The organism is Pantoea sp. Cr_R13 (assembly GCF_029222565.1).
GTDB lineage: Bacteria > Pseudomonadota > Gammaproteobacteria > Enterobacterales > Enterobacteriaceae > Pantoea > Pantoea eucalypti.
This window is the reverse complement of sequence record NZ_JARHXL010000013.1, coordinates 1,149,000-1,161,750: the sequence shown is the minus strand read 5'-3', so window position 1 is coordinate 1,161,750 and position 12,751 is coordinate 1,149,000. Positions and strand designations below refer to the sequence as shown.

The 12,751-nt window shown below is 52.2% G+C and carries 14 protein-coding genes and 1 pseudogene; 9 read left to right on the top strand and 6 right to left on the bottom strand.

Features of this window, described 5'->3' with window-relative positions; translation table 11 throughout:
• Nucleotides 1-200 precede the first annotated feature (200 nt).
• Nucleotides 201-494 (top strand): hypothetical protein, encoded by a 294-nt coding sequence (locus P2R09_RS13300; RefSeq protein WP_275770326.1) that lies wholly within the window; start codon nucleotides 201-203, stop codon nucleotides 492-494.
• Nucleotides 495-549: 55 nt separating this feature from the next.
• Here the strand turns inward: P2R09_RS13300 and P2R09_RS13295 are convergent, their stop codons facing one another.
• Nucleotides 550-1,806 carry a mechanosensitive ion channel domain-containing protein gene (locus P2R09_RS13295; protein ID WP_003850244.1) on the bottom strand — a complete coding sequence of 419 codons (1,257 nt, stop codon included), beginning with the start codon at nucleotides 1,804-1,806 and terminating at the stop codon, nucleotides 550-552.
• Nucleotides 1,807-2,028: 222 nt separating this feature from the next.
• Between P2R09_RS13295 and P2R09_RS13290 the strand changes: the two genes are divergently transcribed.
• Nucleotides 2,029-3,687, top strand: coding sequence for a methyl-accepting chemotaxis protein (locus tag P2R09_RS13290; protein WP_275770324.1), 1,659 nt, complete (start codon nucleotides 2,029-2,031; stop codon nucleotides 3,685-3,687).
• Nucleotides 3,688-3,784: 97 nt separating this feature from the next.
• On the opposite strand, the gene katE is transcribed toward P2R09_RS13290, so the two are convergent.
• Entirely contained in the window at nucleotides 3,785-6,049 is a 2,265-nt protein-coding gene (gene katE / locus P2R09_RS13285; RefSeq protein WP_275770322.1) for a catalase HPII, read from the bottom strand.
• Nucleotides 6,050-6,460: 411 nt separating this feature from the next.
• Between katE and zinT the strand changes: the two genes are divergently transcribed.
• On the top strand, nucleotides 6,461-7,087 hold the full coding sequence (gene zinT, locus P2R09_RS13280; RefSeq protein ID WP_275770707.1) for a metal-binding protein ZinT: 627 nt from the start codon (nucleotides 6,461-6,463) through the stop codon (nucleotides 7,085-7,087).
• 59 nt (nucleotides 7,088-7,146) lie between these two features.
• Here zinT and P2R09_RS13275 read toward each other — a convergent pair whose 3' ends face one another.
• The gene (locus tag P2R09_RS13275) at nucleotides 7,147-7,530 is read right to left on the bottom strand and encodes an MmcQ/YjbR family DNA-binding protein (protein WP_275770320.1); all 384 of its coding nucleotides are present in this window, start codon (nucleotides 7,528-7,530) and stop codon (nucleotides 7,147-7,149) included.
• A gap of 84 nt (nucleotides 7,531-7,614) precedes the next feature.
• Between P2R09_RS13275 and P2R09_RS13270 the strand changes: the two genes are divergently transcribed.
• Entirely contained in the window at nucleotides 7,615-8,625 is a 1,011-nt protein-coding gene (locus tag P2R09_RS13270; protein ID WP_275770318.1) for a UV damage endonuclease UvsE, read from the top strand.
• Between the two features lie 253 nt (nucleotides 8,626-8,878).
• On the opposite strand, the gene P2R09_RS13265 is transcribed toward P2R09_RS13270, so the two are convergent.
• Nucleotides 8,879-9,115, bottom strand: coding sequence for a hypothetical protein (locus P2R09_RS13265; protein ID WP_275770316.1), 237 nt, complete (start codon nucleotides 9,113-9,115; stop codon nucleotides 8,879-8,881).
• Between the two features lie 61 nt (nucleotides 9,116-9,176).
• Here P2R09_RS13265 and P2R09_RS13260 point away from each other — a divergent pair.
• The 3 genes and pseudogenes from P2R09_RS13260 (at nucleotide 9,177) to tssD (ending at nucleotide 10,433) form a co-directional block, all read left to right on the top strand.
• Nucleotides 9,177-9,697 (top strand): annotated as a pseudogene (locus tag P2R09_RS13260) (DUF2778 domain-containing protein).
• A complete protein-coding gene (locus tag P2R09_RS13255; protein ID WP_275770314.1) occupies nucleotides 9,672-9,938 on the top strand; it encodes a hypothetical protein in 267 nt (88 codons plus the stop codon). Before P2R09_RS13260 ends, P2R09_RS13255 begins: the two are co-directional and overlap by 26 nt.
• A 3-nt stretch (nucleotides 9,939-9,941) precedes the next feature.
• Nucleotides 9,942-10,433 (top strand): type VI secretion system tube protein TssD, encoded by a 492-nt coding sequence (gene tssD / locus P2R09_RS13250; RefSeq protein WP_275770312.1) that lies wholly within the window; start codon nucleotides 9,942-9,944, stop codon nucleotides 10,431-10,433.
• A gap of 171 nt (nucleotides 10,434-10,604) precedes the next feature.
• Here tssD and P2R09_RS13245 read toward each other — a convergent pair whose 3' ends face one another.
• Entirely contained in the window at nucleotides 10,605-10,799 is a 195-nt protein-coding gene (locus tag P2R09_RS13245) for a biofilm development regulator YmgB/AriR family protein (protein ID WP_223296455.1), read from the bottom strand.
• Between the two features lie 609 nt (nucleotides 10,800-11,408).
• On the opposite strand from P2R09_RS13245, the gene P2R09_RS13240 reads away from it, so the two are divergent.
• Nucleotides 11,409-11,633: a hypothetical protein gene (locus P2R09_RS13240; RefSeq protein WP_003848959.1), complete on the top strand. Its 225-nt coding sequence runs from the start codon at nucleotides 11,409-11,411 to the stop codon at nucleotides 11,631-11,633.
• A gap of 107 nt (nucleotides 11,634-11,740) precedes the next feature.
• On the opposite strand, the gene P2R09_RS13235 is transcribed toward P2R09_RS13240, so the two are convergent.
• The gene (locus P2R09_RS13235; protein ID WP_003848961.1) at nucleotides 11,741-11,992 is read right to left on the bottom strand and encodes a hypothetical protein; all 252 of its coding nucleotides are present in this window, start codon (nucleotides 11,990-11,992) and stop codon (nucleotides 11,741-11,743) included.
• A 337-nt stretch (nucleotides 11,993-12,329) separates the two neighbouring features.
• On the opposite strand from P2R09_RS13235, the gene umuD reads away from it, so the two are divergent.
• Nucleotides 12,330-12,749 (top strand): translesion error-prone DNA polymerase V autoproteolytic subunit, encoded by a 420-nt coding sequence (gene umuD, locus P2R09_RS13230; protein WP_003848963.1) that lies wholly within the window; start codon nucleotides 12,330-12,332, stop codon nucleotides 12,747-12,749.
• Nucleotides 12,750-12,751 lie beyond the last annotated feature (2 nt).

Below are 12,751 nucleotides of genomic sequence, written 5' to 3'. Positions count from 1 at the left end.
ATGTTGCAATCGCAGGGCGGCGAGGTGTCTGGTGGCATTAATTTGCGTTAATTACCCTGAATCGGCCTCTGCCTGGGGAAAGGAGACGGCGCAGGCGCAGAAAACCCTGCCGGATAGCGCGGATTCGCTATAAGCTTAAGCGCGATCGCGCAGGTCGTACTGGATGACCTGCGGCGCTGAACACTTCAAAAGGATGTTACGTGAGGAAACGCGTTCTGTTAGCCACGCTCTTACTGCTCGCCGCCTGTTCTAATCGGGTCGGACATCGGCTGGACAACAGTAATCTGCAGCACATTCATGCCGGTCAGACCACCAAAGCTCAGTTGATTGCGCTGTTTGGTCAGCCTGACAGTGAAACGCCTTACCCGGACGGGCAGCGGCTGCTGAAATGGACCTACAGCGAGGCGCGCACCCTGAACACCACCGAGGGGCAGACGCTGACCGTGCAGATGAAAAATGACAAAGTGCTGAACTATGCGCTCAGCAAGAGCTAAGGCTTAGCAACGTTTACTACGGCGGTGGCAGGAGATTGCCACCGCGCATCATCGGTTACTGTATGCCGCTCTGCTGCGCATCCCGGCTCTCGGGCCGTGGCTGAGCCAGTCGGGCGAAATCGGAACCTGCCGGATGCTGGTAGATCTGCAGTTCAAACACGCGGGCTATTGCATAGATATACTCAAAAATCGCCGCCTGAGTATTTTCATAATCCGCCCAGAAAATCGATGAGGTGAAGCAGTAGATCTCCACCGGCAGCCCATCCGGCGACGGCTTCAGCGGCCGCACCACGATATACATCTCTTTCATAATGTCATCGCGTTGGGCCAGCCAGGCAGACAGGTATTTACGGAACACCATCAGATTAGTAATGCCGTTCTCCATAAACCAGCGTTCGCCGACGGCATTGATATCGCGTCCATCCAGCAGCTCAGTGATCGTTTCACCTGCAAGGCGGATCTGGCTCATCGATTGCAGCATCTCCTGATTCACAAAAGTGATCGACTTCTGATCCAGATGAAAGCTGCGCATGATGCGGCGCGCACCCGACGAGAACATCGCCTGCCAGTTGGTGTAGGTTTCGGTCAGGAAGTTCTTGGTCGGAATACGTGAAATAGTGTTATCCCAGTTGCGGATGGTGATGGTATGCAGCGCAATGTCGATCACTTCGCCGCTGATGTTTCTGTCCGGCATCTCAATCCAGTCGCCCAGTTGCAGCACATCGTTGGAGGAGAGCTGAATGTTCGCCACCAGCGACAGCAGCGTATGCTGGAAGATCAGCATCAGCACCGCGGCAACCGCACCCAGCGAGGAGATAATAATGGCAGGTGACTTATTGGACATAATCGCCAGAATCATGATTGCGGCGATGATATGCACCAGGATTTTGCCAATCTGGATATAGCCCTTGATCGAGTGATTCTTGCGCTTGGATTTGCGCGTATAGGAGTTGTTAACAATCTCCAGCACTTCGTTGAAAAAGATCGACAGATAGACAAAAAACAGGATGCCGCAGATGGTCTGAATCGCCACTTTCAGGTTTTCAGGCAGGCCTGGCATAAATTGCAGAAAGTTGTAGACCACAATCACTGGCACAAAATTTGACAGCTTCTGAGAGAGGCGAATGTCCTTATCCAGTGGCACACCCTTTTTATGGCTGCTGAAAAAGACCTTCCTGATCACTTTGACGATGAAGAATTTGCAGATCAGGTGAGTGACCAGCCCGGCCACGATCAGCAGCAACAGGCTAAAGCTGATCGACAGCACTCTGTTTCCCTCTATAAAACTCATCAGACTCTGAATGTAATGCATGTTAACCACGTGCGAAAAAGTAAGGGGCGAATTCAACCACAGCACAGGGTCGGTTGTTAAGCGTCAAATGCGTTCAGGCAGAGCCGCAACTTTATTATGTCCTGAGCGGCGCGCTGGCTGCGCCCGGCAGGTGGCGTCTTGTTAACTTCTTGGTTCGCAGACTCAGATAAATCTCAAGCCAGCCGATAACCACTCTAACTTCTCTGATATGAGCCTGCAGACATGCTTAAAAATCTTAAAATAACCCACGGTATTCTGGCGGTGCTTGCCGTCTTTATTACGTTACTGACCCTGACCGGATTTCTGTTTTACAACGGCGTCTCAAACGCCGACAAAAACTTCGTGGCAGCAGAACAGCTGACACTGCAGCAGCAGCACCTGAGCGATGCGGTGAAAACGCTGATTAAAACCCGCGTGACCATCAACCGCGTCGCTATCCGTTTCCTGAAAAACCAGCAGGATCCTAAATCACTGGCCGCCATCGCCACGCTGCTGGAGCAGGCGGGCCAGTCTGCGGACAGAGCCGATGCCGACTTTAAAGCCTGGCAGGCGATGCCGCGCAAAGAGGGGCAGAGCGAAGCGCAGTCGGCGCAGGTTCAGACCGCCTATCAGCAGATGCATGAGACTATGCTGGCCTCAATTACCTTTTTAAAGCAGGGTAATTACGCGGCCTACGGCAACCTCGAAGCACAGGCGGCGCAGGACCAGCTCGACAGTGCCTATGAGGCCTGGCGTGCGGTGAACATCCAGCTGATGAAGGATACCTCAGAACATAACCAGCGTAGTCTGACAGATGCGCTCTGGGCGCTGCTGACGATTGGCCTGATCACTGGCGTGATTGGCGTGGCGGTCTGGATGGGACTGCAAAAATTGCTGATTAGTCCGCTGGCCAGGCTGACAGGTCATATGCGCACCATTTCGGCAGGTGATTTAACCTCTGATATTCAGCACGAAGGCCGCAATGAGATGGGCCTGCTGATTCAGGAACTGCAACAGATGCGCGATGCGCTGGTGGTGACCATTACTTCGGTCGATGATGCGACCCGTTCTATTTTTACCGGTGCAGCGGAAATTTCCGCTGGCAGCATCGATCTCTCTTCCCGTACTGAACAGCAGGCTGCCGCACTGGAACAGACCGCCGCCAGCATGGAGCAGCTCACCTCAACGGTGAAGCTCAACGCAGACAATGCGCAGCAGGCGACAACGGTGTCGAAAGAGGCGTCAGCCACCGCCCTGCAGGGCGGCGAAACCGTTGCCCGCGTTATCGCCAACATGGATCAGATCAGCGAAAGCTCGAATCAGATCGCCGGTATTATCGCCATTATCGACAGCATCGCCTTCCAGACCAATATTCTGGCGCTGAACGCCGCGGTTGAAGCCGCGCGTGCCGGTGAGCAGGGGCGTGGATTTGCCGTTGTCGCAGGTGAAGTACGCTCGCTGGCCGGACGCAGCGCCAGTGCCGCGCAGGAGATTCGTGGATTGATTGACCGTTCAGTGGAGCGCATTAAAACCGGTGCCGGTCACGCTTCCCAGGCGGGTATCGCCATGGAGAGCATCGTGAAGTCGGTGAGCCGGGTGACGCAGCTGATCGAAGAGATCGCTGCCTCCTCGACTGAACAGACCCGTGGCATTGAGCAGGTCTGCATTGCGGTTTCTGAGATGGATGGTGTGACGCAGCAGAACGCCGCGCTGGTGGAGGAGTCTGCGACTGCTGCTGCCTCACTGGAAGAGCAGGCGAGCTACCTGCGTAAAACGGTATCGGTCTTTAAAACCGGCAGCCTGCACGCCGCGTTCTCCGCCGCACCGGTTGCGAAGGTGGTTGCCGTGCCCAAACGCCAGCCTGTCGCGGTGACAGACAATGAGAACTGGCAGACTTTCTGATAACGGAATATCTGACGGATCACTGCGCACGCGGCCGTGCTACAGTTTCAGCATAAAAAAACCGCCCCCAGGGGCGGTTTTTTATTCACTTAACGCATCAGGCAGGAACGGACTGTGCCTTCTGGCTGCGTGACCAAACGCGGTGCGCCTTCATTGCCTGCGTAAAATCAGACATCAGTGCGTCCTCCGCCGAGTCGCCCTGCACAATGCCTTCTTCCTGCTCGGCATCTTCCAGACCGAACTGCGCTTTAAAGCGACGCGCGTCGCCCACCAGACCAATCACCTTGAGGTGCTTGTAGGCTTCCAGCAGGAAGTAGCGGGCATCGCCGCTTAACAGCAGGGCATCAATATTACCATTCGGCACCATCACCGCATCAAAAGTCAGAGACGGCAGGCCGGCGAAGGTGGCATCGATCGGCAGCACAGAACCGTCATCCGCGCGCACCTGGCCCATATGCGGCGCCAGCAGTTTTGTGTGCACACCTTCCGCTTTCAGCGCCTGTAAAATCGCCAGCACATCCGCTGCTTTCACACCATCGCTCAGCAGCAGCGCCACCTGACGGCCTTTAATCTCACCATCCGGGATAGCGTAGAGGCTCAGGCTGTCATCTTTCGTCAGGCCATTCACCGTCGCAGGAGGCTGGATATTGCGCTGCTCATCGGTCAGGGCGAGGCCCAGATTATCCGCTACGCCCTGTGCCAGTTTAGTATCGATGCGTGCCAGAAGATCCACCACGCGCTCACGGATGTAGGCACGGCCCACTTTACTCAGTTCAAATGAGTAGGCACCAATGATGTGCTGCTGTTCAACTTCCGTCTGGCTGTTCCAGAACAGGCGCGGCTGGGAATAATATTCACCGAATGACGGGCTGCGCTCGCGCACTTTGTGGCCCTCAACCCGCTCCTGATAGCTCTCGAAACCGCCGCCTTTCGCAGCCGGTGGCGTTTCGCGCGGCCAGTTGTCGTTGATCGAGTTCGGCTCGTAGTTCGCCGGGTTGGTGTCGATGTCCTGACGATGCATGCCCTGACGCTGGAAGTTATGGTACGGGCAGGTCGGACGGTTAATCGGGATCTCATGGAAGTTCGGTCCGCCCAGACGACTGATCTGCGTGTCGGTATAGGAGAACAGACGGCCCTGCAGCAGTGGATCGTTGGAGAAGTCCAGGCCCGGCACGATATGGCCAGGGTGGAACGCCACCTGCTCGGTTTCCGCAAAGAAGTTATCCGGGTTACGGTTCAGCACCATCTTGCCGACAATTTCCACCGGCACCAGCGCTTCCGGGATCAGCTTGGTGGCATCCAGAATATCGAAGTCGAATTTGAATTCATCCTCTTCCGGGATCAGCTGCAGACCCAGTTCATATTCCGGGAAATCACCAGCTTCAATCGCTTCCCACAGATCGCGGCGATGGAAGTCGGGATCGCGACCGGTCAGTTTCTGCGACTCATCCCACAGCAGCGAAGCTTTACCGGCCACCGGCTTCCAGTGGAAGCGGACAAAGGTCGCTTTGCCTTCGGCGTTGATCAGGCGGAAGGTGTGAATGCCAAAACCTTCCATGGTGCGATAGCTGCGCGGAATACCCCGGTCAGACATCGCCCAGATGACGTTGTGCATGGTTTCTGGCTGCAGAGAGACGTAATCCCAGAAGGTGTCATGGGCACTCTGACCCTGCGGGATTTCATTATGCGGCTCCGGCTTAACGGCGTGCACAAAGTCAGGGAATTTATGGGCATCCTGAATAAAGAACACCGGCGTGTTGTTACCGACCAGGTCAAAGACACCTTCTTCGGTGTAGAACTTGGCGGCGAAACCGCGGATATCACGTACGGTATCCGCAGAGCCAGCGCCACCCTGAACCGTGGAGAAACGCACGAACACCGGCGTGGTCTGCTCGGGGTCGCTCAGGAACTGCGCTTTGGTCAGATCTTTCAGTGAGCGGTAAGGCTGAAAATAGCCGTGTGCGGCAGAACCACGGGCGTGAACGATACGCTCCGGGATACGTTCATGGTCAAAATGCGTGATTTTCTCACGCAGTATAAAGTCTTCCAGCAGCGTCGGACCTCGCGAACCCGCGAGCAATGAGCTTTGGTCATTGGCGATGCGCGTGCCCTGGTTCGTGGTGAGAGCCTGATGAGTGCCGTTTTTACGGCTGGCTTCAAGCTGGTCAAGTTTGGCGCTGTGTGTCTGCGGCGCTTTCAGGCTGCCCGGGGCGGTGGGCTGTTTGCCTGGCGGGGTCGGTTCGGCTGGGGGCTGATGCGAACCATCTTTCGGTGCCAGCGATCCCAGACCCGGTTCTGATGATTCCGGACCAGTGGTGGGGGCGTGTTCGCTCAGTGGTTTCTTCTCTGTTTCTTTCGACATGAATCCATGCTCCAGCTGTTATTTTACTTTCGACGACACTAAATATAGAACAACCTGAACAATACTGAGGGTAAATCGGTCATTTAACCGCTGTCACTGTCCCTTTTTTGTCCGGCAGAATAACCAGGCTTACGTCTGAGTGCCTGTTATCGCTTCGCTTATCCACGCCCTGTGCCGTCTGGCTTAGCGGCGTGTCAGCCCGCACCCGCTATGCTGGCTACCTGCTTTGTAACCCTGTCAGATTCGCCTGCAGCCGGACTGCGTGATATTCCGTGAGAGGGTGAAAATCTATAAATAAAATTAATAGGGAGAGATGTCATTCCTGATTGAGTATGGAAATGTTATATCATAACATTTAATTTTGTGATTTTGACTGAGGATCAGGCTTTGACGAATCATGCAGGTAAATGGATGGGGATCATGGGCGCGCTGCTCATCAGCCAGCAGGCGCTGGCACATGGCACGCATACACATGGCAAACCGCTATCAGTAATGGAGCAGAAAGCAGCCGAAGGGGTTTTTGCTGACAGCGACGTGAAAGATCGCCCACTCTCTGACTGGGACGGAATCTGGCAGTCAGTTTATCCGCTGCTGCAAAGCGGTGAGCTGGATCCGGTCTGGCAGAAGAAAGCGCAGCAGGACAAGAGCAAAACGGCAGAGGAGATTAAAGCTTATTATCGCAAAGGCTACGCCACCGACGTCGATACTATCGGTATTGAAGACGGGGTAATGGAGTTCCATGTCGGTGATCGGGTCAGCGCCTGCCACTATCGCTATGCAGGCCACAAAATCCTGACCTATACCTCGGGTAAAAAAGGGGTGCGTTACCTGTTTGAGTGTCAGGACGCCAGCAGCAACGCCCCGAAATATGTGCAGTTCAGCGATCATACCATCGGCCCACGCAAGTCTGCTCACTTCCACATCTTTATGGGTAATCAGTCTCAGCAGACGTTGCTGACTGAAATGGACAACTGGCCAACTTATTACCCTTACCAGATGACAAATCCACAGGTCGTGGAAGAGATGCTGCATCATTAAGTGAAGGGCGAAAGACCCGCTGATGACAGCGGGGTTTCTGTGACGCGCTGTCACTGCCTTTATCCCACCCAGGCCGGACGGCGTGAGGCGGGGATGCCGCGCACCACTCGCTGATACGACTCTTCAACCAGTTGCTGAATCAGGCCGGGTGAGAGGCCGTCACCCGGATACACCGTAATCCAGTGACGTTTATTCATATGATAACCGGCGGTGATCGAGGGATAGATCACCCTGTGCAGCTCTGCCTGCTGCGGTTCACACTTCAGGGTGATAATCGGCACGTCCCGCAGTTCCGTCAGCAGTAAAAACACTTTTCCACACACTTTATAAACCTGATGTTCCGGCCCGAAGGGATAGCCTGATTCGGCGGCGGGCAGCCGTTCAGCCACGTCGATAGCGGTGCGCTGGATCTTGTGACCCTGCATAGTGATTCTCCCAGTCATGGTTAACCCCGATCTCTGTGGCCCGCGACTGGCTGGTCGCCAGAGGCCTGTTACACTTCTGATAAGCATAAATCAGGAGCAGACATGAAATTAGGTTTTGCATGTAAGTATCTCAATAGCGACGGTAAACAGTTTTTCCCGTTTCGCGCCACCACCCGTAAACGATTTCTGAGTTTACCTCAGGCTGAACGTCATCAGCTGATTCATGAGATTACCGTTACTAACCTTAATAATCTCTACCTGACACTGGAGCATCTGGCTACGTTACCGGCGCCACTCAGAATGATGCGTATCGGCAGCGACCTGCTGCCACTCTATACGGTTCCCGAAGCCACGCCGCTCTTTGCGGAATTTCTGCCTGAGCTTTATCCACTCTTTGCCCGCTGTGGCGAGCTGGCGCGGGCGCATCAAATCCGGCTCTCATTCCATCCCGGACAATATACGGTACTGGCTTCCGATAATCCGGATGTGGTAACGCGCGCACTGGAAGATGTGGAGTATCACGCGCTTTGTGCCTGTCTCATGGGCTACGGTAAGACCTTCCAGGATTTTAAAATCAACATTCATATGAATGGCAGGGCGGGATTCGACGGTTTTAAACGCGCGTTTAATCAGCTCAGCCCGGAAGCCCGGCGGATGCTGACGGTTGAAAATGATGAGATTTCCTGCTCGCTGGATGATGTGCTGCAGGCGGCACCCCTCTGTCCGGTGGTGCTGGATATTCACCATCACTGGGTAAAAGAGAGTGAGTTTATTCAGCCGGATGACGCGCGTGTTGCCAGCGTCATCGACTCATGGCGGGGTGTACGGCCGGTGCTGCACTATTCGATTTCTCAGGAGGGGATTATTCCGCAGGAGGGCTGGCCCGATCAGCAGCAGCTGGGTGTGAGCAAAAGCAAACTGCGGGCGCACTCCGACTACTTCTTTAATCCGACGCTGAATGCGTGGGCACTGTCGTTCCAGGATTTCGATATCATGTGCGAAGTGAAAATGAAGAATCTGGCGCGGGAACCGCTTTATCAGTGGGCCATAGCACAGCAGCTGATGCGTGATCCTCAGACCAAAGGCGCCAGAGAATCGGTGAGCGTTAAATAATGACCCGCCATCTGCGAAGGAAAGGGTAGCCCTCTTAAATGTCGCTGGCTTGATTACTGGCCAGCGTCGCGCAAACTGATGACAGCCCGTCACGCTATCAGGCAGGGCAGGCAATATCAGCAATAAAAAGAGCATGCGGCTCTATTCAGAAGAAATAAAAAAGTCCCTGACAGTAAACTGCACCCCAAAAGTTGGACACCCGGCTGATTAAGGTGCAGTTCAGTGAGCGGTCCTGAGTTTTCCCTCGAATTAATTACGGCTCGCCGATGTCATTTATTATCTCAGCATCCACGATGGCAGAAAGCTTTTCGGCACGCTCAAATCTGAATACTTCTCTCTGGAATAATTCAGCAGCATTCCTGCGCTGAGAGAAGCCACCAACGTCTGTATCCACGACTACAACGATGAGCAAATCAGCCTGCGGGTGCGTGGTCTCTGCCCTGTTGAGTTTTGGTTGCAGCAGAGACAGATAGCATAAAGCAAGGAGCATTGTGCCCTGTTATTTTTCTGTTAAATATCAGTAGCAGCTTAAGGATATCGGTAAATTTATTATGGCATTACAAGGAAAGATGATTCTGAACGGTGCGGATTATGCACCATTCAATCTATATGGCGTTGGCGTTTTTATGGCCTTCTCTGGCAGCGGTATTTATCGAAATAAAAGTGCATGTGGAGCGATTAAAGGTGATGGACCACTACCACCAGGTAAATACTGGATTGTAGAACGCGGCGCTGGCGGCTTCTTTTCAAAAAAAAGGCAAAGATTCAGGATACCTGGAACAAGTACCGACATGGCGCAGCGTTTGGTCGTGATGAATGGTTTGCTCTTTATAAAGACGGCTGGACTATTGAGGATGGTATTTGGATTGATGGTGTATATAGAGGATTGTTCCGTCTGCATCCCGGTACACTTTCAGAAGGTTGCATAACAATTGCGCATAATTCCGATTACGCATTAATTCGAAATGCGCTTTTGAGAACAACACCCATGCAAGTACCTTGCATGAAGTCACTTATGGCGCGTGGTTGGATTGAGGTGGTTGCAGGTGGCACTAACAATACTTGCCCGTAAAGCCACGAAAATCATTTTTTTTATCATGATTATGTTAGTGGTGGGCCGTACGCTCGGCGATCCAGAGAGTTATGTTGATCACGAATTAGCAAAAAAAATAGCTCAACTTATCGGCGGTGACATCAATTCTGAATCACTTTATGACGCTTATTTTTACATCGATTTTTTTACAGTGATCACGACAACTACTGCAATTTACATATTTTCTATGAAGTTAATTAAAAAAATAAGGAGTAAGTGAAAAATGCCAATTCCTCCCTATATGTGGCTTAAAGATGATGGCGGTTCGGAAATTAAAGGTTCCGTAGACGTTCAGGATCGTGAGGGAAGTATAGAAATTATCGGGTTAAGTCACGGTATCAACCTGCCAGTAGACAGTGCGAACGGTAAAATTACCGGAACGCGTCAGCATTCATCCATGATGATTGAGAAAGAAGTAGATAGTTCCACGCCCTATCTTTATAAGGCCGCTGCCACGGGGCAGACGCTGAAGAGCGCAGAAATCCGCTTCTATCACATCAGTGACGCGGGGCAGGAGGTGTGCTACTACACCGTATTTATGGAAAATGTGAAAATCACTGGCGTAAACTGCGGCGTACCGAACGTGAAGCTGGCAGGGAACGACAAAATGAACCATGTTGAAAGCGTCAGTCTTCAGTATGAAAAAATCACCTGGCGTATTGTGGATGGAAACATCCAGTACACCGACGCCTGGAATGAGCGCCCAACCGCCTAAATGAAAGTGGGTGGGATTCTGGCCCATCCACGACATGTGGTGATTTGCGAAGATAGCTTTCATACCTCAACCGGGCGTGTCCAACTTTCGGAGGTCACTTCAGAAGAGGGACTAATTCCATAATGGAAAACATCCGTACCGATTCGCGGTCCCGCTTAACAGGCAGCGGTTTTAGCTTTCGCTGGTGGCCGTTGCACGCTGCAAAACGTGTTCCAGAGCCTGACGGTAAATATCCTGCTTAACTACGTCACGTTCGCTTTCCAGGCGATGAATCAGGCCCAGCACAATGTCTTTATCTGAGACATGGGCTTTTGAATGGGCGAGTTCAGCGTGAACCGCAGCGATAACCTGTTTTTCTGTGGTCATCGCGGCGCCAGAGTTCATAAAATAATCAGAAATCTGAGACTCTGTATTCATTGTTGTTTGCATGTCAGGCCTCATAAAGAATTGGGGAGTGTGCGTCGGTTGATCGCCGGTTGCCGGCTGACGCAAAAAAATTGCATCTGAAGGTGGAAATCCACAACACCTTCAGATGCGGTGCAAAGCACCTCGTTACAAGTGATTTAACATCACGAGATAAAGTTATACAGGAATTTAAAAGTTGTACAAGAAACTTTGACAGAATATTTCATTTTTTTTAGCCTGGTATAAGCCGTGGTGAAGTTCGTTGACTGCGATTTTTTCTTTTAAATCAATAAATACAATAAGTTATGGTTTTTTTGTGTCAGGCGGGGTTTTTCGAGGTGACCGTCTCTGCGTTTTTTACCCGGATCGTCTGGCGGGGTGAAAACGGTTTTTCAGGAGAATTTTAGCAAAAGCTGTACAGCTTTTTACGCCACAAATGGAGAGCAGTGTCAGGATGCGGTGGCAGGCAGCTGCAATCTTGTGCTTCTGACGGCACAGGCTGCATAATTCACTTCCCACGCCTGATGCAGAAAGCTAAGGTGGCCTCTTATTCATCACAAGGAAATGATCATGGTTCACGACTATTTTGCGATTCCGCCTGCGGGCGTGACTCAGGAACAACATAAGCGTTCAGTTGCTGTGGCGGCCGCGCTGTCAGTGGCAAAGGAGTCCGTCAGCGCTTCTACGTCGGCAACCGGCTCAAAAACCTCCTGGGACCTGCAGGCTGTGGCGAATGAAATTGGTAATCTGGCCGATGCGATTCAGGATGCGCTGGAGAGTGACAGCCAGCCTTAATCTCTGACCGCTTCGCCTGAAACGGCTGCTGAAGCAGGCCGATCAGGGAAGGGCAGCGTTCAGGAGCCGATAACGTCGTCGGCAAGCGGACGTTGCCCAACGTTCGGTTATTCCATTGCGGGCGGTTCATATTTAATATATTCACGCAGGGCATCATGGATGGCCTGATTATTACCTTCCTCCAGACCGCGTTCGGCATATTCTTTCGCCAGCGCCGCCAGTACATCGTCAAACTTCCCTTTGTAATTAAGATTATTCAGTGCAATTTGCTGACCGAGTATCGCTTTTAATACTGTCGTCTCAACGGTTAACTGTGCGACTGCCTCTTCCAGATGTTTAATGCGATCGTCGTCTGCCATAACCCCTCCATGCTTTAAAAAGGCAGAATAACCAGCCCGCGCTGAATATTCAAACCTCACCCCATGCCAGAGAGTCGTTGTCGGATTTTCCTTAAGTCAAAATAATCAGCGGATGAATTTATAAGAGGAGTGACTGTAAGTAAAAAGCGAGACTATTACCGCAGTGCGGCGAAAGTGACCTGTTTTCGTTTATTCTCACACCAGCAAGAGAAAAACGGTTAAAAAAAAGTGCATTACCATCAATCTCTTCGCGTAAAAAGGGTCCACGTCACTTGATTAAAAGGGGGATTAGCTATTACTGTATTTATATACAGTAATCTGAAAAAGGAGTGAAATTGTGGAATTCATTAAACCTGCGGACGTCCGCGCCGTCATGTCTTTACCGCTTTATATCGAACGTGTGCCATGTGGATTTCCCTCACCGGCGCAGGATTATGTCGAACAACGTATCGATCTCAATGCGCTCATGGTTCAGCATCCCAGCGCCACCTATTTTGTGCGGGTCAGCGGTGAATCAATGATTGAGGCGGGCATCAATGATGGTGACATGCTGGTCGTCGACAGCTCGCTCACCGCCTCACACGGCGATATCGTGGTCGCTGCCGTCGATGGTGAATTCACCGTTAAACGTCTTCAGCTTCATCCCTGCCTGCAACTGATGCCGATGAACACCAAATTTAAACCGATCGCTATCCAGACCGAAGATGCGCTGGAGGTGTTTGGCGTAGTGACTTTTGTGATTAAAGCGACACATTGATC